The 20,470-nt window shown below is 37.4% G+C and carries 18 protein-coding genes; 16 read left to right on the top strand and 2 right to left on the bottom strand.

Annotated elements, in window-relative coordinates; translation table 11 throughout:
- Positions 1-107 precede the first annotated feature (107 nt).
- The 12 genes from AC4IFE_RS14265 to AC4IFE_RS14210 all read left to right on the top strand — a co-directional run bounded on the left by AC4IFE_RS14265 (position 108) and on the right by AC4IFE_RS14210 (position 13,191).
- Positions 108-662, top strand: a complete 555-nt coding sequence (locus AC4IFE_RS14265) for an RNA polymerase sigma factor (RefSeq protein WP_490757828.1) — start codon at positions 108-110, stop codon at positions 660-662.
- Complete coding sequence (locus tag AC4IFE_RS14260) at positions 628-1,344, top strand: hypothetical protein (protein ID WP_490757827.1); 717 nt, start codon at positions 628-630, stop codon at positions 1,342-1,344. Before AC4IFE_RS14265 ends, AC4IFE_RS14260 begins: the two co-directional genes overlap by 35 nt.
- Before the next feature lie 76 nt (positions 1,345-1,420).
- Positions 1,421-2,512 (top strand): hypothetical protein, encoded by a 1,092-nt coding sequence (locus AC4IFE_RS14255; RefSeq protein ID WP_490757826.1) that lies wholly within the window; start codon positions 1,421-1,423, stop codon positions 2,510-2,512.
- 149 nt (positions 2,513-2,661) lie between these two features.
- Positions 2,662-3,066 (top strand): hypothetical protein, encoded by a 405-nt coding sequence (locus tag AC4IFE_RS14250; protein ID WP_490757825.1) that lies wholly within the window; start codon positions 2,662-2,664, stop codon positions 3,064-3,066.
- A complete protein-coding gene (locus tag AC4IFE_RS14245) occupies positions 3,063-3,476 on the top strand; it encodes a hypothetical protein (protein WP_490757824.1) in 414 nt (137 codons plus the stop codon). The genes AC4IFE_RS14250 and AC4IFE_RS14245 overlap by 4 nt, the downstream gene beginning before the upstream one ends.
- Positions 3,477-3,533: 57 nt before the next feature.
- The gene (locus AC4IFE_RS14240; protein ID WP_490757823.1) at positions 3,534-4,712 is read left to right on the top strand and encodes an acetyl-CoA C-acyltransferase; all 1,179 of its coding nucleotides are present in this window, start codon (positions 3,534-3,536) and stop codon (positions 4,710-4,712) included.
- 106 nt (positions 4,713-4,818) lie between these two features.
- Positions 4,819-6,309, top strand: coding sequence for an MFS transporter (locus tag AC4IFE_RS14235; RefSeq protein WP_490757822.1), 1,491 nt, complete (start codon positions 4,819-4,821; stop codon positions 6,307-6,309).
- A 184-nt stretch (positions 6,310-6,493) separates the two neighbouring features.
- The gene (locus tag AC4IFE_RS14230; protein WP_490757821.1) at positions 6,494-8,659 is read left to right on the top strand and encodes a T9SS type A sorting domain-containing protein; all 2,166 of its coding nucleotides are present in this window, start codon (positions 6,494-6,496) and stop codon (positions 8,657-8,659) included.
- A 188-nt stretch (positions 8,660-8,847) separates the two neighbouring features.
- Entirely contained in the window at positions 8,848-9,774 is a 927-nt protein-coding gene (locus AC4IFE_RS14225) for a mevalonate kinase family protein (RefSeq protein ID WP_490757820.1), read from the top strand.
- Between the two features lie 10 nt (positions 9,775-9,784).
- Complete coding sequence (locus tag AC4IFE_RS14220) at positions 9,785-10,714, top strand: UbiA family prenyltransferase (RefSeq protein WP_490757819.1); 930 nt, start codon at positions 9,785-9,787, stop codon at positions 10,712-10,714.
- 63 nt (positions 10,715-10,777) lie between these two features.
- Complete coding sequence (locus AC4IFE_RS14215; RefSeq protein ID WP_490757818.1) at positions 10,778-11,944, top strand: proline dehydrogenase family protein; 1,167 nt, start codon at positions 10,778-10,780, stop codon at positions 11,942-11,944.
- Between the two features lie 227 nt (positions 11,945-12,171).
- Positions 12,172-13,191: a T9SS type A sorting domain-containing protein gene (locus AC4IFE_RS14210; RefSeq protein WP_490757817.1), complete on the top strand. Its 1,020-nt coding sequence runs from the start codon at positions 12,172-12,174 to the stop codon at positions 13,189-13,191.
- A gap of 58 nt (positions 13,192-13,249) precedes the next feature.
- On the opposite strand, the gene AC4IFE_RS14205 is transcribed toward AC4IFE_RS14210, so the two are convergent.
- Positions 13,250-13,786: a helix-turn-helix transcriptional regulator gene (locus AC4IFE_RS14205; RefSeq protein WP_490757816.1), complete on the bottom strand. Its 537-nt coding sequence runs from the start codon at positions 13,784-13,786 to the stop codon at positions 13,250-13,252.
- A gap of 838 nt (positions 13,787-14,624) precedes the next feature.
- Between AC4IFE_RS14205 and AC4IFE_RS14200 the strand changes: the two genes are divergently transcribed.
- Positions 14,625-15,734 carry a M14 family zinc carboxypeptidase gene (locus AC4IFE_RS14200; RefSeq protein ID WP_490757815.1) on the top strand — a complete coding sequence of 370 codons (1,110 nt, stop codon included), beginning with the start codon at positions 14,625-14,627 and terminating at the stop codon, positions 15,732-15,734.
- 154 nt (positions 15,735-15,888) lie between these two features.
- On the opposite strand, the gene AC4IFE_RS14195 is transcribed toward AC4IFE_RS14200, so the two are convergent.
- The gene (locus tag AC4IFE_RS14195; RefSeq protein WP_490757814.1) at positions 15,889-16,398 is read right to left on the bottom strand and encodes a DUF4920 domain-containing protein; all 510 of its coding nucleotides are present in this window, start codon (positions 16,396-16,398) and stop codon (positions 15,889-15,891) included.
- 143 nt (positions 16,399-16,541) lie between these two features.
- Here AC4IFE_RS14195 and AC4IFE_RS14190 point away from each other — a divergent pair, with 143 nt between their 5' ends.
- The 3 genes from AC4IFE_RS14190 to AC4IFE_RS14180 all read left to right on the top strand — a co-directional run bounded on the left by AC4IFE_RS14190 (position 16,542) and on the right by AC4IFE_RS14180 (position 20,469).
- Positions 16,542-17,954 (top strand): APC family permease, encoded by a 1,413-nt coding sequence (locus AC4IFE_RS14190; protein ID WP_490757813.1) that lies wholly within the window; start codon positions 16,542-16,544, stop codon positions 17,952-17,954.
- A 165-nt stretch (positions 17,955-18,119) separates the two neighbouring features.
- Positions 18,120-18,560 carry a GPW/gp25 family protein gene (locus tag AC4IFE_RS14185; RefSeq protein WP_490757812.1) on the top strand — a complete coding sequence of 147 codons (441 nt, stop codon included), beginning with the start codon at positions 18,120-18,122 and terminating at the stop codon, positions 18,558-18,560.
- Between the two features lie 25 nt (positions 18,561-18,585).
- On the top strand, positions 18,586-20,469 hold the full coding sequence (locus AC4IFE_RS14180) for a type VI secretion system baseplate subunit TssF (RefSeq protein ID WP_490757811.1): 1,884 nt from the start codon (positions 18,586-18,588) through the stop codon (positions 20,467-20,469).
- Position 20,470: the final 1 nt, after the last annotated feature.

Here is a 20,470-nt window from a genome sequence, read left to right as displayed (position 1 = left end):
GAACTGATTATTAAAATATGAATTGCACTTTTGAGAAAAAGTGCAATTTTTTTATTTTCGGGGCAACCTTTTACAAATAATTCCGTCTTATAGTTAGAAACCGATACATGGAGAACCTCGAAAAGAATTTTTTACTGGCTAAAAAGCAGGACCGGATGGCCCAGAAGGCTCTCTACGAAATGTTTTCGGCTAAAATGCTTGCCATATCAAATTCTTATACGAATAACCTGCATGATGCAGAAGATATCCTGATCGGTGCATTTATGAAATGCTTTACCAAACTGGACGAATGTAGAGACTGGAAAAGCTTTCCGTTCTGGCTGAGAAAAATTGTTGTCAATGATTCTATCAGTTTTGTCAGGAAGAACAGGAATATTCTTTATGCCGATATAGAAATTGCAGACGAGTATCCCGATGAAGATAGAGATGAACGGCTGGAAGAAATTAATATGGAGAAAATATTTTCAAAGATGCCGGCAGGATATAGGCTGATCTTCAATTTATATGTTTTTGAAGAAAAAAAGCATCAGGAAATTGCAGAAATACTGAATATTTCAGAGGGAACAAGCAAAAGCCAGCTAAGCAAAGCAAAAAAATGGCTCACAGAATTTTTAAAAGCAGAAGAAAATGAAAAAAGAGATACTGAAACAATTAAAGTCTGACTACGAAGGGCTCGAAATTAAGCCTTCTGCAGATCTTTGGGACAGATTAGACCAGAAGTTGGATCAGACCTCTGAAATCCCATTAAAACAGCCTTTTCAGTGGTGGAAGTATGCTGCTGTTGTATTGCTCTTTGTATCTGCAGGAACATTGATCTATTATAACAATTATAAAACGAAATTAGACAACAAGCAAACAGATTATATTGTTAAAAAACCTCTTGAAAAAACCTCAGATCCCATAAATGCAGATGGGGAAGACCAGACGCTTGTTTCGAATGATCAGCCTGTGCAGGAGAATGCAGGAAAAATTGTAAAAGACAATCTGGAAAAAATTAATTCTGATCATGTATTAATTCCGAAAAAAGAAAGATCGGACGATACTCAGGTGGCTGAACATAAAGAAGAGCAAAATATAGTTGTTCAACCGGAAAATAATATCATTAAAAATGAAAAAGCGGCAAATATTATGATTCCCAATCCTCCTTTACTGGCAGAAGTTAAGAAGGCAAAATCAAACTATATCAATCCTGATGAACTTCTTTTAGGCAGAGAATATGATAAAGCCCGGCAAGAAGCCAGTAAAGATGAACGTAAGCTTGGAGCCTTCAAATTTGATAATATTGTTCCGAATGTAGGCAATGTAACTGTTTTAGGAGTAACGGTCTATCTGGAATCCAAATAATCTGAACTTTTTATAAAATCAAAATACTGCCCTGAAATAAGGACAGAGCTAAAATATGGTCTAAAAATTATAAAATATGAGAACAAAGTTGATCTTTATGGCTGCTGTAATGGCTTTTACATACAGCGCTGCCCAGGAAAAGCCGGATATGAATCTGCAGATTAAACTCTATTCGAAAAAAATTGACAGCATTGTAGTTGCTGAGAAGTCCAAAATGAATGCAGAACTGGATATCGTTGATAAAGATTTTAAAGATAATAAAATCACACCGGAGGAAAAGGAGAAACAGCGTTCCGAAATTGCTTCAAAATATCAGCAATCCATCAATGAAAAAGTAGATGCACAGCAAAGCGAGCTGCAGGCTGCCACTACAGAAATGGTCAGAAATGCTGTTTTTATGGATCGGGACAGTACGGGTAAAAACGAAATGTGGCTAGGATTTAATGGTCTTAATATGAAATTAGGGCAAAAGAAAGCAAAAAATCCCAAGCAGTCCTTACAGACTTTAGAATTATCCGGCAGTATAATGGGAGCAGGCCTGACTTCAAAAAATGAACCTTTTAACTTTTACAATAAAGATTCTGATACCAGAAACACCATCATCAACTCTTCAGAAATGGCAATCAGATATGAAGATCAGATCGGGGGCTTTAAAAGTCCTGTATTTTACCGTGTTGGCTTAGGGGTTAGATTCGATCAGTATGTTCCCAAATACGGAAAAGTTTTTAAACAGGAAGACAGCACTTTGTTCGTAGATGATTTTGACAAGGGAAATTTAAAGAAGACCCAACTCAACATTACCTATCTGTATATCCCTGTAGATTTGAGATTTGTATTGAATCCGAAATATACAGAATATGACGGAGTTCAGTATCTTGATAACAAGAAAAGACAGTTGAGCCTGGTGATGGGGATTTATGGCGGTGTGAAAGTGGGAAGTGTGGACTACATAAAATATTCAAATGAAAACTCCGGAAGAATTGTAGAAAGAGAAAGGATAATGCATGGGGTAAACAACTTCATCGTCGGTGGAAAGTTCGGAATCAGTTATGGAGGTCTTAAAATATTTGTTCAGAAAGATTTTACGCCTATATTCAATGACAGTGCTCTTCTAAAGAATAAATACGGAGTCCAGATCGGTATAGAATTCGTCAATGTCATTTTTTAATTAAATAATGAAATGCAATATTTTTTAGATATAATATAATTTTAATTGATTTTTATTGATACTAACGAATGTTTGTATGCCAATCATCCGTTTTTGAAACACACTGTTTAAAAGTGTGTTTTTTTTTGTATTTTGGCACTTTAGTAAATATGAAAAATATTCAGTTATTAGGATTATTATTAGTAGTGGCGGGTAGTTTCTTACCTCTTGTTCATATTCCTGTTATCGGGAACTGGAACTACTGGAAACTGGATCATTATCTGGCTATTGCGTGCTGGATTTTCGCAGCATGTGCAGTCTTTGGTATTGTGAACAGCAGTGCGAAAGTAGTAAGATTCTTTGGTGTATTGCTGATTCTGCTCTTTGCATTTACACTCGTTGCCGTTAAGATGCAGTCTCTGGAATATTTCAGCTTTCTGCCGTTTAAATCATGGAGAGAGGCTTTTGCAGGAGTTGTAAAATTGAGGTGGGGCTGGGTTGTAGAATTTCTGGGAGCTTTCCTTATGGTTTTCGCTACAGGAAATAAAAAAGTAAATAAACGGACACAGATATGAAGCATTTAAAAATAGGATCAGCAGCCTTATTGATGCTGATATTTTCACAGGCAAAATCTCAAAAGACAGCATTTGATAAACCGGACCAACCGGCTAAATGCAAAAATATAAGAGAAGGGAAGTTCCTTCGCCCGAATTATCCGGCGGGAATCTGGTATATGACCATTAAAGATAATATTCAGACCGAATATTTCAATAATGGTAAAGACTACATAAAATCCACTTTAGTTTTTGTGGACGACTGCAATTATAAAGCGATTGTGCTGGATAAGACCGCCAATGATGACCGTATCCGTATAGGAGATGTTTTCAGTAATAAAATTGTGGAAACTCAGGATAATGCCCTGAAAATACATACTAAAATTGAAAATAACCAGTATGAGGTTATTTACATAAAAGCAAAAAAATAGAATAGTATAATGCAGCCGGAAGGCAGCATTTGTTAAAAAAAGTAAAATATAATACACATGAAAGAAGTATTCATCGTTTCCGCAGTAAGAACGCCTATCGGGAGTTTTATGGGAAGCCTTTCAACCGTTCCTGCTACAAAGCTGGGATCTGCTGCTGTAAAGGGAGCATTAGATAAAATTAATCTTGATCCTAAGAATGTTCAGGAGATCTATATGGGAAATGTACTGCAGGCAGGAGAAGGCCAGGCGCCGGCACGTCAGGTGGCTTTGGGTGCAGGTCTGTCTATTGAGACACCTTCTACCACAGTCAATAAAGTATGTGCTTCCGGAATGAAAGCAGTAACTATGGCGGCACAGGCTATCAAGGCAGGTGATGCTGAAGTGATCGTTGCCGGAGGTATGGAGAATATGTCATTGGTTCCACATTACTATAATGCAAGAGTTGCCACTAAGTTAGGCGATATCAAAATGCAGGACGGAATGGTATTGGACGGCCTTACAGACGTGTACGGTAAAGTGCATATGGGAGTTTGTGCAGAGAAATGTGCTGTAGATTACAGTATCTCAAGAGAAGATCAGGATAATTTTGCCATAGAATCTTACAAAAGATCTGCAAAAGCCTGGAGCGAAGGGAAATTCGCTGAAGAAGTGGTTCCTGTTGAAATTCCTCAAAGAAAAGGAGATCCGGTAATTTTTGCTGAAGATGAAGAATACAAAGCGGTAAACTTCGACAGGATTGCAACGCTTCCTACCGTATTCAAAAAAGAAGGAGGAACGGTAACTGCTGCCAATGCATCTACATTAAATGACGGAGCTTCTGCCCTGATCCTTGTATCTAAAGAAAAAATGGAAGAATTGGGTCTAAAGCCTTTAGCTAAAATCATTTCTTATGCTGATGCAGCTCAGGAGCCTGAAAACTTCACGACTGCCCCTGCAAAGGCTTTACCGATTGCTCTTAAAAAAGCAGGTTTGGAAATTTCTGATATTAATTTCTTTGAATTCAACGAAGCATTCTCTGTAGTAGGTCTTGCCAATAATAAGATCTTAGGATTGGATGCATCCAAAGTAAACGTAAACGGTGGAGCAGTTGCAATTGGACATCCCCTGGGAAGTTCAGGATCCAGAATTATCGTAACACTGATTAATGTATTGAAGCAGAATAATGCAAAATACGGTGCCGCAGCTATCTGTAACGGTGGTGGAGGAGCTTCTGCTATCGTGATTGAAAATATGTAATATTCTCTCGAGGAATATTTTACCATTAAGGAATCGATAATTTTTCTAAATTCTAATCGATTTCTTAATGGTTTTTCTATTTTTGTGCTACTAATATTTATTTGAAATGTCTGAAATTGAGAATCAACAGCCTCAAAACATAAAGAATAATCCAAGGATTATGAAAGCCTGGGCTGTATACGACTGGGCGAACTCTGTTTACTCATTGGTTATTACCTCTACTATTTTCCCTATTTACTATTCCATACTGACAACTGCTTACGAAAAAAAGGAGTATGTGGAAGAAACAAAATCATGGATTGATGTTCCGGTAAGACACATGATCAAGATTTTCGGGAAAGAATATCAGCCGGATGCAGTCTATGGATATTCATTGACCATATCATTTTTTATTGTAGTGTTACTGTCTCCATTTCTGTCATCATTAGCGGATACTATCGGGAATAAAAAATCATTCCTGCAGTTTTTCTGTTATCTTGGAGCGACTTCATGTATGGGACTGGCTATGTTTACGGGAATGCATAATGTTTTTTTAGGCCTTCTATTCAGTATTACGGCGAGTGTCGGGTTCTGGGGAAGTTTGGTATTTTATAATTCCTTCCTGCCGGATATTGCAACCCGTGATAAACAGGATGCTTTGTCTGCAAGGGGATATGTTTACGGATATATAGGTTCTGTCGTTCTTGTGGTGATCTGTCTGGTACTTATTCAGGTTTTTGCAAAAGGAGCCGCACAGCAGCTGTTATTTACAAGAATAAGCTTCCTGTTGACCGGTGCATGGTGGTTTGGATTTTCCCAATACACATTTAAACATCTTCCTCAGTTTGGAGATGTTAAAGAAAAACTGCCTAAAGACCTTGTCCTTTTAAACTATAAGAATATCTTTAAAAGACATGAAGAGCAGGGTGGTTTCTTTGAAGTTCTTAAAGACAATATGAGCTTTTATAAAGACATTGCTAAAGAAAGTTTTCATGAGCTTTTCAAAGTAGGTGGAGTATTGTTTAAGGATAAAAACCTAAAATTCTTCCTTTCCAGCTTCTTCTTTTACAGTGTCGGGATGCAGACCATTTTCCTGATGGCTACCTTATTTGGAAAAAGTGAAATCAACCTGGCCCAGGATAAACTGATCGGAACCCTTTTGGTTATTCAGATCGAAGCGATTATCGGAGCCGTCATATTCTCCAGGTTATCAAGAAAAATAGGAAACAGAAACGTGATTTCTATTGCTATCGTACTTTGGATTGTTGCTTGTCTTTGGGCTTATTTCCTTAACAAAGAAAATCCTACGGTAGAATATCAGTTCTATGGAGTGGCAGCGGTAGTAGGATTGGTAATGGGTGGACTTCAGGCTATGTCAAGATCAACCTATTCAAAGCTTCTTCCTGAAGATTCTATGGAAAATACCACGTATTTCAGCTTCTATGATGTATTGGAAAAAATAGCAATCATTATCGGTACATTCATCTTTGCCACACTGATTGAACATTTCAATAATATGCGTATCGCAGCCTTATCCATGACTTTGTTTTTCGCGGCAGGACTTGTTCTGATCCGGTTTCTTAAAGTCAATATGCGGAAAGAAAGAGATACTTTATAAATACTAAGGCGTTATTTGATAACGCCTTTTTTCTTGCTTCAAAATCCCATATTGTCTCAATTTAAGAAATATAGCTTCATCTTTGTATTTATTGCGGTCTGAGTAAAAAATTATCTTAAAATATTAATTATTTATCACTCTAATTTGATTTTTTTTGTTTATTTGCACATCTAATTAAGTAAAAATGATAAGAAAAATCCTATTGCTATGTCTTCTGCAATGCTTGGTCTTTGGCTTTGCTCAGAAACTGAGACCCGTTGCACAGAAAATTTCTGAATTTCATGCTGAGAAAAATACTTTTCAAAAGTATGATCTGTTCGAAGTGAATAAGGCACCACAAAAGCTCTCAGAATATAAAAGAGCAGCGACAGACATTACCGTCATGAACGTAAAATCTGCTGAACTGAAAAGGCTGATTAACGAAAAACCTGAATACCTTGAAATAAGCTTTCCTTTCGAAGGTGATAAGCAGATTACTGTTGAGCTCTATAAGAACAGGATCTTTACCAATGAGTTTAAGGTGGTTACCAATAAAGGAGAAATCGTAAACTATACCCCGGGTGCCTATTATATCGGAATCGTGAAAGGTGATAACACCTCTATTGCAGCTTTCAGCTTTTTTAATAATGATATTGTAGGAGTGGCTTCTACTTCCGGGCTTGGGAATGTGGTATTGGGGAAAGCAAAGAATACTGAAGATTTTGTGAGCTATTCTGAGTCAAAACTCACCGGTGCCAATCCTTTCGTCTGCGGTGTGGATGAACTGAAAGAAAACCAGACCAAAAAAGTATCATTCGACCCGTCTGTAAGCAAGAAAGCGATGACGGAAAATTGTGTAAGAATTTATTATGAGGTATGCTACAAGCCTTATCAGAATAATAATTCAGACATCACGACCACTACTAACTGGCTTACAGCCGTTCATAATAATATTGCCACTCTTTACAGTAACGACGATATTAAAGTGGCTTTAAATGAGATCTATATCTGGACAACGCCGGATCCTTATACCGGAAACCCTAATGCCAATCTTGGGAATTTTAGAAATAACAGACAGACGTTTAATGGTGATTTAGCCCATCTTATCAATGCACCAGCCACTACAAGTGTTGCTTATGTGAATTCTTTATGCGGAACTTATAAACATGCTTATTCCGGTATTTCACAGACTTATTCAAACGTACCTGTATATTCATGGACTATTCAGGCGATGACGCACGAAATGGGGCATAGCTTAGGCTCTCCTCATACCCATGCTTGTGCCTGGAACGGCAATGATACCGCCATTGATGGCTGTGGAGCTCAGGCAGGTTACAGTGAAGGCTGTACAGGACCGATTCCTTCCACAACAGAGAAGGGAACCATTATGAGTTATTGCCACCTGATTTCAGGGGTAGGAATCAGTTTCAATAATGGTTTTGGGCCACAGCCTGCTGCCCTGATCAGGAATACGGTTGATTCGAAGCCGTGCCTGGGTACAAACTGTACCACTGCCTGTACGTCAACCGTCACAGGAGTGAATGTTGCAAACATTACCCAGGTTTCAGCCAATGCAGCCTTTACGGATGCTGTTTCTACATCATGGAAATATAAGCTTACCAAAATGGATGAAACTTCTGTAACATCAGGGACTACGAGTTCACAGAACCTTAGTTTCAGCGGCCTTCAGCCTGCAACTTATTATAAATTATCGGTAGGAACAACCTGTTCAGGATCTAATGCTTTCCAAAAAACACAGATATTCCTTACGGATGCTTCCTGGTGCGACGGTGCATTGTTTACAGATACAGGAGGCCAGACTGCAGGTTACAAAAATGATGAAACGATCGTTAAAACATTTTACCCGGTTTCAGGTGCGCTTACCATGACATTTACAGAGTTTGCATTGGAGCAGGATTATGATTTTATGTATGTGTATAATGGGCCTTCTACAGCATCTCCCTTGTTTGCCAATGGAAATAACCTGACAGGAAATACAGTGCCGGGTCCCTTTACTTCTACACATTCTTCAGGAGCTATTACGGTAAAATTTGTATCGGACCCGGGAGTTACAGATAATGGTTGGAAAGCGAATTTTTCCTGCAATGTTCTTGGAGTTAATGAGGTAACTAAAAATGATCATGCTATCAATATCTATCCAAATCCTGCTAAAAATATAATTGTTATTTCTTCTAAAGATGCTTTAAAATCTTATAAAATTTATGATGAAGCAGGAAGGCTCATAATGTCAGGATCTTCATTAAAAGGAAATAAGCAGGAAATAAATATTTCATCCATCCAGACAGGAAACTATATTGTAACGGTGGAGACAGAGAAAGAAACAGTGAATAAAAAATTAATCAAGCATTAATTGTATTTTACGCCATTCAATAATAAAGCCTGAGATTTCAGGCTTTTTTTTGTGTTCATCGAAAATGACTTCTATTTCTAAGTTATTAATAGGAAAACCAATTATATGTAAATAAATTGGAATTCGGCGTGAGTTTTGCTTATATTCAGCGGAATAATTTTAACTTTGCAAAAAGATTTATTGTCAAGATGACGAACCCTCTATTTTATGCAAAAATAATTCTCTTTGGAGAATATGGGATGATTGAAGACTCCCAGGGGCTTGTAGTACCTTACAGTTTCTATAAAGGAACCCTGAAATTCTCAGATTTGAGTTCTGAATTTGAACTTAAATCGAACAAACATCTGCAGAAATACTCTGATTTCCTTGCAACGCTTGACCTTTCTGATGATTTTAAATTAGATATCGAAAGCCTTAAAAGTGATATTGAATCCGGACTTTTCTTCGATTCCAATATTCCTCAGGGATATGGCGTAGGAAGTTCAGGAGCTTTGGTAGCTGCTATTTTTGAAAAATATGCGCTCAATAAGTTGGATCCTGAGCAGATTTCGAAAGACAATCTGAAAAAATTAAAAACCGTTTTTGGAGAAATGGAAAGCTATTTCCATGGTAAAAGTTCAGGAATGGACCCGCTGATCTGCTATATGAACCTCCCGATCCTTATCGAGAATAAAGAAAACCTGGACAGGGTCTCTATCCCGGATGGTGAAGCAGGAAAAGGTGCCATATTCCTTATCGACAGTGGTATTACAGGAGAAACGGGGCCTATGATACAGATTTTCTTTGAAAAAATGAAAACGGAAGGTTTCCGAAAAACATTAAAAGAAGAATTCATCCGTTACAATAACGCATGCATTGAATCTTTCCTTAAAAAAGACATGAATCCTTTTTTCAGGAATCTGAAAAAGCTTTCTTACTGGGCCTATGAACATTTCCGTCCAATGATCCCTGAAAGTATTTTCAACATCTGGAAAAAAGGACTGGACTCTAACGCCTACTATCTGAAACTTTGTGGCAGCGGTGGCGGAGGATATATTCTGGGCTTCACCAAAGACTACGCAAAAGCAGAAAAAATGCTTGATGGCTTCCAAAAAGAAGTGATTTACAGATTTTAAACAGGCTGGAATGAATTCTGAAAAAGAAACTTTCCAGTCTAAAAACTATATCTCTAAATCCATATTTTACAGATTCTCACAATTCGTGGGCTTTCTGATCGGCGCAAGATTTTTTGTAGCGGCACTCCTTACATTTGCGCTGTATGTATCTACTTTTTTCCTTTTCAATCAGGATGAAACATTCAGTAAATTTGTCTTCGATTTTAAAGTACACGGTATTATTTTCTGTACCGTTATAACCATTTTGGCGGGAGGAATCATCAACCAGTTTTATGATCTGGAAAAAGATCATGTGGTAAAACCGTTCCGGACCAGGATTCAGAGCTTTATCAAGCAGAAATATTTTTTATACGCTTACCTTGCTCTTACTGCGATTTCTCTTGGCGTTGCATGGATGATCTCCCATAAGGTTTTTGTTTTTTTTCTTGTGTACCAGTTCTTTATGTGGTTTTACAGCCATAAGTTAAGCCGGTTACTGATCATTAACAACCTTACTTTTGTAAGCCTTACCTTGTATCCTTTTTTCGGAATGATGGTTTATTACGAAACCTTTTCCAAAAAAGTATTGCTGATGGCTGTTTTCCTTTTTCTCATCCTTCTGTGCATCGATATTGTGAAAGATATGCTCACGAAAAGTGTAGACAAAGCATTCGGGTATACAACCATTCCAAATTATTTTAAAAATAAAAATACCCAGATCATCATCATTTCTCTGGTGATTACCACAATGGCTGTTTCCATGAAGCTTATCACCAAAACAGGGATATCAGGTTTTATGGCGTATTACTTTACCGGAGGCCTGTTTGTCATGATCTTCTGTATCTACCTTCTGCTTAAATCTACAAGAAGAAGTAAATTCTTCACACTCAACATATTAAGATTCTGGGTTTTTGTAGGAATCATTGCTATGCTTTTGAATGGAATTGAAAGCAAATTGTAGAAAATTTTCTTTAAATAAACTGAAGTTATTATTACCTTTACAAACTAAATTTAATAAAAAGGAATGCCCATTTTTAACGATACTAAAGTTGCATTTGCAGACAAGTCTGATGCACAATTGAGAAAGGCGTACTGGATGTTTAAAATGATTGAACAGCCTGTTCTTACCAGCCTTGGAACTTCTGTTCTTAATTTTACGGTACACAATAATTTTCCTTTCGTGACCGGGATTGTAAAAAGCACTTTGTTTGAACAGTTCTGTGGTGGTGAGACCCGTGAAGAAAGTATGAAGGCGGTAAAACAGCTTTTCAAAAGAGGAGTGGGAAGTATTTTCGACTATTCTATTGAAGGTAAAGAGGATGAAGAAACCTTTGATGCGGTATGTAAAGAAATCAAAGATATCATTAGGTTCTCTGTGGGAAATCCTGCTATTCCTTTTATTGTATTCAAACCGACTGCTTTTGGAAGAATTGATCTGTATGAAGCAGTAGGAAGTGGTGCTGAGCTTACTTCAAGTCAGAAAGAAGAATGGGAAAGAGTCGTAAGAAGATTTGATGAGGTATGCAGTCTTTGCCATGAGAATGACAAAAAAGTGATGATAGATGCCGAAGAAACCTGGATGCAGGATGCGGCAGACCAGCTTTGCGAAGAAATGATGGAGAAATACAACCGGGAAAAGCCAATCGTCTGGAATACGATCCAGATGTACAGAACCGGAAGACTGGAATATATGGAAGCCCATCTTCAGAGAGCGAGAGAAAAGAATTATTTTATAGGATATAAAATCGTTCGCGGAGCCTATATGGAGAAGGAAAGAGCAAGAGCGGCAGAAAAAGGATACGCAGACCCTATCCAGCCTAATAAAGAAGCTTCAGACAAGAATTATAATGCCGGAATTGATTTTGTAATGAATCATCTGGATAAAGTATCTGCATTCTTTGGAACCCATAATGAGATCTCATCCGAATTGGTTATGGATAAAATGAAATCCAAGACGCTTGAAAACGGAAATCCTCATATTTATTTTGGGCAGCTTTACGGAATGAGTGATAATATTACCTTCTATCTTTCAGATAAAGGCTATAATGTGGCTAAATACCTTCCATACGGACCTGTAAAGGATGTTGTGCCTTATCTTACAAGAAGAGCCAGAGAAAACACTTCTGTGGCCGGACAGACGGGAAGAGAACTGGGTCTTATCAAGAAAGAATTGGAAAGAAGAAAGAAATAGTAGTATTTCTTTAAAAAGTATATGAGGTCTGCAGTTTTTCTGCAGGCCTTTTGATTTATTATATCCATATAAAAGCTGTATCTAACGCAAATTTCAAACATTATTCGTATTGATTATAATTTATTATATTCGTTAATTAATTAATTATATAATAAAAATATTTAATTTATAATGTTTTATTTATTGTTATTAGCTATATTTGGTTTAAACCATTAAAAACTAATAGTATGAAAAAAGCATTACTTATTGCTGCCTTTATAGCGGCTAATTTTGGCATCGCCCAAACCTATAATAACGGAGGCTTAAGTACCGGGGCAACTTCTAAAAGTGGAACAGCGGCACCTGCCGGATACACGTGGTCTGAACTTCAGAATAATACAGGAAACACTACAGAGTCCAATACCAGTCTTGGTTTAGGCGGAACGTCCAGTTCAGCTGCGGCAAGTTTTTTTCTCGCTGATGATTTTACTATTCCAGCCGGAAGTTCGTGGCAGATTACAGCTATAGATTTTTTTGCCTATCAGACGAATTATGCAGGAACTACGGCTCCTTTTAATACCGTAAGGGTAAACATATTCAGTTCGGATCCTTCCGTAGCAGGGGCTGTAAGTGTATTTGGAGATGACACCACCAACAGGTTTTCCGCAGGAGCAGACGCTACCATGTACAGGACTGGAAATACTGTAGTACCCGCTGCTGCAGTTCCCGGTACCACCAGAAAAATATGGAAAATAACAGCTAATACACCGGTTACTCTGGGAGCCGGAACCTACTGGATAAAGTATCAGCTGCAGAATGTGGTGATGGCCAATGCAGGCTTTTTACCACCGGTTACTATCGTTGGAAGCCGCGGACTGCCTGCTTTTAATGCTAAACAATTTGATGCCATTTTAGGAACGTGGACTTCTCTAGTTGATGCCGGAAATCCTTCTTCAGCTCCTGATGTCCCTTTAGATATGCCATTTGTTGTTACGTTTACAGCGACTACGCTAGGGACACAGGAAACCATGCAGTATGACAACAGGATCCAGGTATATCCTAATCCGGTAAGGGACCGTTTCAGAATCAATAATCCTGAAAGGCTCAACATAAACAGTGTGGAAATTATGGATGTTTCCGGAAAAATAGTAAGAACCTTGAAAGGTTCCGAAGACTATAGCATTTCAGATTTGCCAAAAGGAAATTACATTCTGAAGATCAGAAATGAAGGCGGACATACAAAAATTACAAAACTAATAAAACAATAAGCTTTAGTTTTCTTCTTCAATTATTTTTTTACCCCGGCCATTTTCTGTAGCCGGGTTTTTATGGCTCAAAACTTTCAAATTTTCCGTTTTCATAGAAGAGCACAATCCTTTTTATTTTATTTCCTTGATTATCAGCGAATTGATCAATGATATTTTTATTCGGATGTTCTAATCGCTGAGAATTGGATAAATTTTCCTGAGTCTTATATGGGGGTGGTATAAACGATTCTCGCGGGCTCTCTTTCAGAGTGTCAGATTCCTCTTCAACTCCGAAATCTTCATCATCTTTCATCATCGTAAACAGATCGGGTAGCGGAGTAGGTTTCCCTTTCTCATCTTCCGGTTTTTCTTCTGAAGCAGATTTTACATCCGGTAGTTCAGATTTCAGCATTTCACCTTCACCTGTAACCAGCCAGTCCCAGAGGATTTCCGGAAAGCTTGATTTGATCTTTATAATAAATTCCAGAGACGGTTTGTTCCTTCCGGAAGTGATATGCGAAATGGAAGAACGCTGTACATCGATCTCATCTGCAAATTCAGAAGGACTGAGATTGGAATACTCTATAACTTTGGAAATTCTCTCATTTAAACTCATAAAAATAAGTTGTTAATTACTTTACAAATGTAAATGAATAAATTTACATAAGCAAATTACAAAAGTAAATAATATTTAATTTTATAAGTATACATATGTAAATAGATATAATTGGCTTAAATAGAGCTATTTATATTAATTCTTTTACTACTAAAACTCTATTTAACAAAGTAAACCCCATTTTGATCTTGTAATTTCCATAATTGTTTACTTTGTAATCTTATACTTTGTTAAGACTCCAATACTGCTGGGTTGCCTATTAATTATATGATAAATCCATGATTAGTAATATTTTAAAATATATTCAGAGTTATGGCATATTTACTGGAAAATAAAAGATTTTAAGTAGGTAAATATTTTTATTTGTTGTATACAAACGTAAATTTTAAATATAAACATCTAATTAATAACATTTTAAGCCTAAATATATTAAAGCTAAGTCTACTAAGTGATCCTTATTTTCTGATGAGAGTGGTGAAAGTCATATAAGAGCTAAATTTAGATCGAATTTCTAGAATAAATACAAAAAAACAAGAGTTTACATTTGTATAAACTTGTAATTGACGAAGTTTTCCACATTAATCTTGTTTAGTAATATTATGCCTATTTACTGATTAATAGGCTTTTATTCACTTAAAGTAAGATTCTAAATATAATTGATATAAACATTATAAAGTATTGAATTTCAATAAATTAAAATAATTGAATTACGAAATATTCAATTAACAATTTTATCAACAGACAAAATGACAGTCAGGTCTGTTTAGATAAATTACAAATGTTAACTAATATTTTTTGCCTAAAAATCAGTAAATTTGACTCTTGTAAATTATCTTATATGAATTTTGAACAGCTCTATTCTCCAAATCCTAATTTCTCAAACCGCTATATTTCCCCTGATAAATTATTTTCTTACTTACAGACTAATCTCAGCGATTATGTTCAGGAGATTGGAAGATCATATTTAGATAAGCCTATATACCAGCTAAGCATAGGAACAGGAACTATTAACGTTCTTGCATGGTCGCAGATGCACGGGAATGAATCCAATGCCAGTCATGCAATGCTTGATCTTCTTGAAACTTTGGATAAGGCTCCGGAAATGAAGGAAGATCTTTTCAGTAAGATCAGGCTTGATTTTATTTTTATGCTCAATCCTGACGGTTCAGAAAGATGGACAAGGCTGAATGCTGCAGATATTGATCTGAACAGGGACTTTCATAATGAGTCGAGTACGGAAATTAAATTCCTAAAAAAAGCCGTTGCCTCAAAAAAATATGATTATGCATTAAATCTGCATGAACAAAGGACAATTTTTACGACAGACGGGATACATCCGGCAACGCTCTCCTTTTTGGCACCTTCTGAAAATGAAGAACGTACCATAACTGATAACAGGAAAAAATGTATGGCTGTAATTGGTAAAATTTACGACCACATAAAAGAATTAATTCCGGACCAGATCGGCAGATATTCTGATGAATTTTACCCGACCTCCACAGGCGACAACTTCATTAAGGCAGGAATGCCCACTATTTTGTTTGAGGGAGGGCATTTCATAGATGATTATACAAGGACTGGAACGAGGAAATACTATACGGTTGCTTTATATTATGCTTTAAAAGCAATCAGTGAGCTGAACTCGGATACAGAAGGATGGAAGAAATACCTCGAAATCCCTGAAAACCAGGAAACGCATTACGACATTATTTACAGAAACGTAAAGCTGAATACAGATCATGAATGCATTCTGGATGTAGCAGTTCAATACCGCGAAATTATAGAAGAAGGAAAAGATGAAATATCATTTGTACCTTTTGTGATGGAAGTGGGAGATGTGAAAAAAAGAAAAGGCTGGCTGGAAATAGACTGTACAGGAAAGAAATTTGTAGCCGCTACCAAATATCCGAAACTGGATGCACCGGCAGAATTTACCATAGAAGATTAAAAATATAGAGCCTGCATCTGATCTGATCAGTTTTTGAGTCTAAAGTTTTTTAATTTGGCTTAACATAAACATCGTAAGATCTGCGAGAGCATAAAATAATAACGTCCTCAAAAAGTATTACTTTTTGAGGACGTTATTATTTTTATACAGGGAATTAGTCCACTACTTTAATTCCATTGGCAACAAACCTGATCTCTTCTTTAGGAGATGTGATGGCGTCAATTTCAGCCTGAGGTTTCTTAGCATCCTCGGCATAATGCTTCTGCTCGTCTATCGAAGTGACTTTTCTTTCTGCAGTACCTTCCAATACAACATTTTTACCTTTTAAGGCTGTTGGTACGAAGAATGCATAATCTTTCATTTTTACGAAAAATTGGGAATTGTCTTCAGTCTGGATGGTAAGCCAGCATCCTTTTTTCTCGCATACATCAGTTACTTTTCCTTTAACTGCAACGCCTTCAACTTTTTTATTGTCTTTTTTAAGCTTTTTGCTTAGCTTATCTACTGTAATGGCTTTAGACTCCGAAGTTACGGCAGCTCCGTATGCATCACCTACAATAGCATTTCCTGCCGGTGGTCCAGACTTTTTCTGTGATGTCTCCTGTGCAAAAGCTAAAGTAGAAACACTTACAGCTGCCGCGAATAATATAGCCTTGAATTTCATTTTTAATATTTTTTCCAAAAGTACTAATTAAAATTGAATAACAATTCGACAAAAACTTGATAAAAAGCAGGTGATGTTGTAAATTTTCAACAAATATCAAAATCAATCTCAGATTTGTTTATATTTGATGCCTATACTTGACTATGCAGAAAAAACTGAAACTTTGGGACGCCATTATGCTGGTAATGGGATCTATGATCGGAAGCGGAATTTTTATTGTAAGTGCCGATATGATGCGGAACCTGGGCTCCGGTTTCTGGCTGATCGTAGTATGGATCATCACCGGAGTGATGACTGTTGCAGCGGCAATCAGCTATGGAGAGCTTTCAGCATTGTTTCCAAAAGCAGGCGGGCAGTACACTTATCTCAAAGAAATCTTTGGAAAAAAGATGGGATTTCTGTACGGATGGGGTTTATTTACAGTGATTCAGACAGGAACGATTGCGGCAGTAGCAATGGCTTTCGGTAAATTCACAGCTTATCTGGTGCCGTCACTGAATGATGCAGCTCCTCTTTTCCAGAGCGGAGAATTCAAAATTACATGGATACAGATTCTGGCAATAGCCGTTATCCTTTTACTTACCTATATTAATACAAGAGGTGTACAGAGCGGAAAGCTGCTTCAGAATGTATTTACAGGGTCAAAAATCATTGCTTTACTGGGCTTAATTGCTGTTGGATTTATTTTGGTTGATTTTTCACATCTGGCCGAAAATTTCAGTCTGGGTTTTGATTCATTTAATAATCTTAAAAAAGACATAAGCGGTAATTTCCTTAAAGAAGGGTGGGAGCCGATTGGTGGAATGACCTTGCTTGGGGGAATTGCAGCAGCCATGGTAGGCTCTGTTTTCAGTTCGGTAGCATGGGAGAGTGTAACTTTCGTTTCCGGAGAAGTAGAAAATCCTAAGAGAAATATTGTGAAATCAATGATCTATGGAACTTCTGCAGTGATGATCCTTTATCTGGCCGTTAATTATGTATATCTGAATGCCCTGGATAGAGATAGTATTGCTTTTGCCACCAATGACAGAGTTGCAGTGGCAGCCTCACAGAATATTTTCGGAAGTGCAGGCACCATCATTATAGCAGTTCTTGTAATGGTTTCTACATTCGGCTGTGACAATGGGCTGATTCTTGCTGGAGCCAGAGTATTTCAGACAATGGCAAAAGACGGAATGTTTTTTAAGTCTGCGGAAAAGAACAACAAGAATGAAGTTCCGGAAAATGCTTTATGGATGCAGGGAATCTGGGCTTCTGTGTTATGTCTTAGCGGGCAGTACGGTAATCTTCTGGACATGATCTCTTTTGTGATCGTTCTCTTCTACATGATTACGGTTTTCGGAGTTATTTATTTAAGAATTAAAAAGCCGGATCTTGAAAGGCCTTATAAAACATGGCTTTACCCGGTGACGCCTGTTATCTATCTCTTGATAGGAACTGGGTTTTGTGTACTTCTCCTGATCTACAAACAACAATATACCTGGCCTGGATTTTTAATGGTGCTTCTGGGACTTCCTGTGTATTATTTCATTAACAGGAAAAAGCAGACAGATTAATAGGATAAAATTCAACCGTTTTTATAATATTTCAGGGCTCCCAAATTCGTTTGGAAGCCCTTTTTTCAATGAGATTTTTGATTTCTTTTCCTATTTATTTCATGAAAATGTGTATTTTGGTAGTTCTTTTTAAACTAAACTATGAAGTAAAATAAAAAGCAGACTATGGATACACCAAATTACAGAATGCCTTTCGTTCCTTCAACTTTAATGACTGAAGGCGGAAGCATTGATATCTGCGACATGGGCGAAAGCATTGCGCATAATATCATGCTGCTGATCACCACCAAGAAAGGCGAAAACAGATATGATGACAATTATGGAAACGACGTATGGAATCTGGAATTCGATAATGGAGTTACCAGCGCCGTTTGGGAGAGCGTTTTCATTAAAAGCCTCAGAAGACAGATTCTGGAATATGAACCCCGCATTGTCAATCCACAGATTGATGCACACATTCAATTTGTAGAGCACAGCTACGATACCAAAGAACACACAGAGATCAAAAAGAAAGTAAGAATTGCCATCAATGCAAAAATGGAGGCAACGGGAGAGCGTTTCAGCTTTTCTACAGAATTATTTTTAAGTCCGATGTCTATTGACTAATTGTTTTTAACAGCAAGAAAAATTTATGAACTTAGATCAAAATATATATTCCAAAGAATCTGTAAAGGCAAGAATGCTTCAGAACGCCACTAAAGTGTGGGGGCTGAAAAGCCCGCAGTCTCTGGATCCTTTTGTAAAACTGCTGATAGATGCATTCAGTACAGAAGTTTTTAAGGCTAATAACGAAATTCAGACCGTAAATGCGAGAATCCTTGAGAAACTGGCAAAGCTTCTGACACCATCCATTTATACCCATCCGATTCCGGCTCATGCGGTTGCCTTTACGCTGCCTTACGAGTCTTCGGAAGTGTTACTGGAACATACCGAATTTTTTTACCGTAAGCAGATGACATCAACGGTAAAATCAGAATCGGACAAACAGCTTAATATCCCTTTTACACCGGTAGGAAATGTAAGAATCAATAAAATACAGACAGCCGTAATGTTTGTAGGAAATACCTGCTACAGTATAGATGACAGACTGAATAAAATACCGGTGGCGAGATTCCAGGGGAAGCCTGAAGATTACAGGAAGGTCACAATAGGAGTAGATGTAAGCAGATATGTTACTGAAAATTTCCCTAAATATATCAGCGTATTTTGTTCCAACCCTGCCTTTGAGCATATTGATTTCGTTTATAAACTGCTGCCTTATATTACCGTTACCAGTAATGGGAATCCCTTATTCGTAAGAGAAGGACTGAGCTATCTTACCAGCAGTCAACAGGACGGATATGAGCAGATGTTCAGAGAACAGTCGATCCGGAATAAAGTTATTGAAGATATCAAAAGTATTTACCGTCATAAATTCATAGAGATCACCGGACTTTCAAGCAGCCTCTTTTCAGAGCCTGGAGTATTGCCGCAAAATCTGGACTTCCTGAACGAAAAAGAGGAGATCAGAAAGCAGATCGGAGACAAGCGCTATTTATGGCTAACTTTTGAATTTCCGCCGCAGTTTTCTGCTGAGATCTTAGATAATTTTTCATTTGTAATGAATGCTTTCCCTATATATAACAGAGGCTGGAAGAAAACAGAATACAGTCTGGATATTATGGGAAACAATATTCCTCTGGTTACGGACGAAGGCGAACATTTCCTTTATGTAGATGAGGTTCAGGATGGAGACGGAAGAAAATACACGGAGATTCCTTTTACTCCTGCAGATGATCTTAAAAAAGGATTGTATACGGTAAGAAAGGGCGGAATGGAGCGTTTTACCAATAGAAATGCCGTAGATATGATCGCCAATGTTCTGGAGCTGACAAGAGATGAGATTGCTGCTTTTTCACTTTTAAACAGGGATAATGTCAAAGGAGTTCTAAGCGAAATGTCAGACAAAATGAAGACGATGGTTCAGAAAGTGAACAATGCAAAAAGAAATATAAGACAGGAGCTGAATTATGTTATCATGGAGCCTGTAGAAAAAACAGACCATACTTATGCCTCATTTTGGGTGACACACTGCACACTGGCCAATCATATGCGCCCGGGAACAGAACTTTCCAATCAGCTGAAATCACAGACCGTTGTTCTTCTCACAGAAACTATAGGGGGGTCCGAAGAACAGAAAGGTACAGACAGTATTCAGGCTTACAGGTATGCTTTAACCACAAGAGACAAAATCATTTCCCTGGAAGATGTTAAAAACTACTGTAGAATGATTCTGAAAGATGAGGTAAAGGAAGTAAGGGTAAGAAGAGGAACCATGATCAGCAACCGCCCGAAAGAAGGCTTTGTAAGAACTGTTGAAATAGAAATCATTCCGCAGAATTATTCCTTCTATGGAAGGGCTTACTGGGAAAATATGGCCAATATTCTCAGAAACCAAATCATTTCCAAAGCAATTGACGGGATCGAATATGTCGTGAAAATAAGCAATGAAGATATCGATCTTGACGAAATATAAA

The organism is Chryseobacterium sp. UF-81 (genome assembly GCF_058245105.1).
The sequence above is the reverse complement of the archived record's forward strand: the minus strand, read 5'-3'. Positions and strand labels throughout refer to the sequence as shown.

Excerpts from the sequence above, each read along its gene's own strand:
- AC4IFE_RS14265 (WP_490757828.1), top strand. The coding sequence starts at position 108 with ATGGAGAACCTCGAAAAGAATTTTTTACTGGCTAAAAAGCAGGACCGG.
- AC4IFE_RS14260 (WP_490757827.1), top strand. The coding sequence starts at position 628 with ATGAAAAAAGAGATACTGAAACAATTAAAGTCTGACTACGAAGGGCTC.
- AC4IFE_RS14255 (WP_490757826.1), top strand. The coding sequence starts at position 1,421 with ATGAGAACAAAGTTGATCTTTATGGCTGCTGTAATGGCTTTTACATAC.
- AC4IFE_RS14250 (WP_490757825.1), top strand. The coding sequence starts at position 2,662 with ATGAAAAATATTCAGTTATTAGGATTATTATTAGTAGTGGCGGGTAGT.
- AC4IFE_RS14245 (WP_490757824.1), top strand. The coding sequence starts at position 3,063 with ATGAAGCATTTAAAAATAGGATCAGCAGCCTTATTGATGCTGATATTT.
- AC4IFE_RS14240 (WP_490757823.1), top strand. The coding sequence starts at position 3,534 with ATGAAAGAAGTATTCATCGTTTCCGCAGTAAGAACGCCTATCGGGAGT.
- AC4IFE_RS14235 (WP_490757822.1), top strand. The coding sequence starts at position 4,819 with ATGTCTGAAATTGAGAATCAACAGCCTCAAAACATAAAGAATAATCCA.
- AC4IFE_RS14230 (WP_490757821.1), top strand. The coding sequence starts at position 6,494 with ATGATAAGAAAAATCCTATTGCTATGTCTTCTGCAATGCTTGGTCTTT.
- AC4IFE_RS14225 (WP_490757820.1), top strand. The coding sequence starts at position 8,848 with ATGACGAACCCTCTATTTTATGCAAAAATAATTCTCTTTGGAGAATAT.
- AC4IFE_RS14220 (WP_490757819.1), top strand. The coding sequence starts at position 9,785 with ATGAATTCTGAAAAAGAAACTTTCCAGTCTAAAAACTATATCTCTAAA.
- AC4IFE_RS14215 (WP_490757818.1), top strand. The coding sequence starts at position 10,778 with ATGCCCATTTTTAACGATACTAAAGTTGCATTTGCAGACAAGTCTGAT.
- AC4IFE_RS14210 (WP_490757817.1), top strand. The coding sequence starts at position 12,172 with ATGAAAAAAGCATTACTTATTGCTGCCTTTATAGCGGCTAATTTTGGC.
- AC4IFE_RS14205 (WP_490757816.1), bottom strand. The coding sequence starts at position 13,786 with ATGAGTTTAAATGAGAGAATTTCCAAAGTTATAGAGTATTCCAATCTC.
- AC4IFE_RS14200 (WP_490757815.1), top strand. The coding sequence starts at position 14,625 with ATGAATTTTGAACAGCTCTATTCTCCAAATCCTAATTTCTCAAACCGC.
- AC4IFE_RS14195 (WP_490757814.1), bottom strand. The coding sequence starts at position 16,398 with ATGAAATTCAAGGCTATATTATTCGCGGCAGCTGTAAGTGTTTCTACT.
- AC4IFE_RS14190 (WP_490757813.1), top strand. The coding sequence starts at position 16,542 with ATGCAGAAAAAACTGAAACTTTGGGACGCCATTATGCTGGTAATGGGA.
- AC4IFE_RS14185 (WP_490757812.1), top strand. The coding sequence starts at position 18,120 with ATGGATACACCAAATTACAGAATGCCTTTCGTTCCTTCAACTTTAATG.
- AC4IFE_RS14180 (WP_490757811.1), top strand. The coding sequence starts at position 18,586 with ATGAACTTAGATCAAAATATATATTCCAAAGAATCTGTAAAGGCAAGA.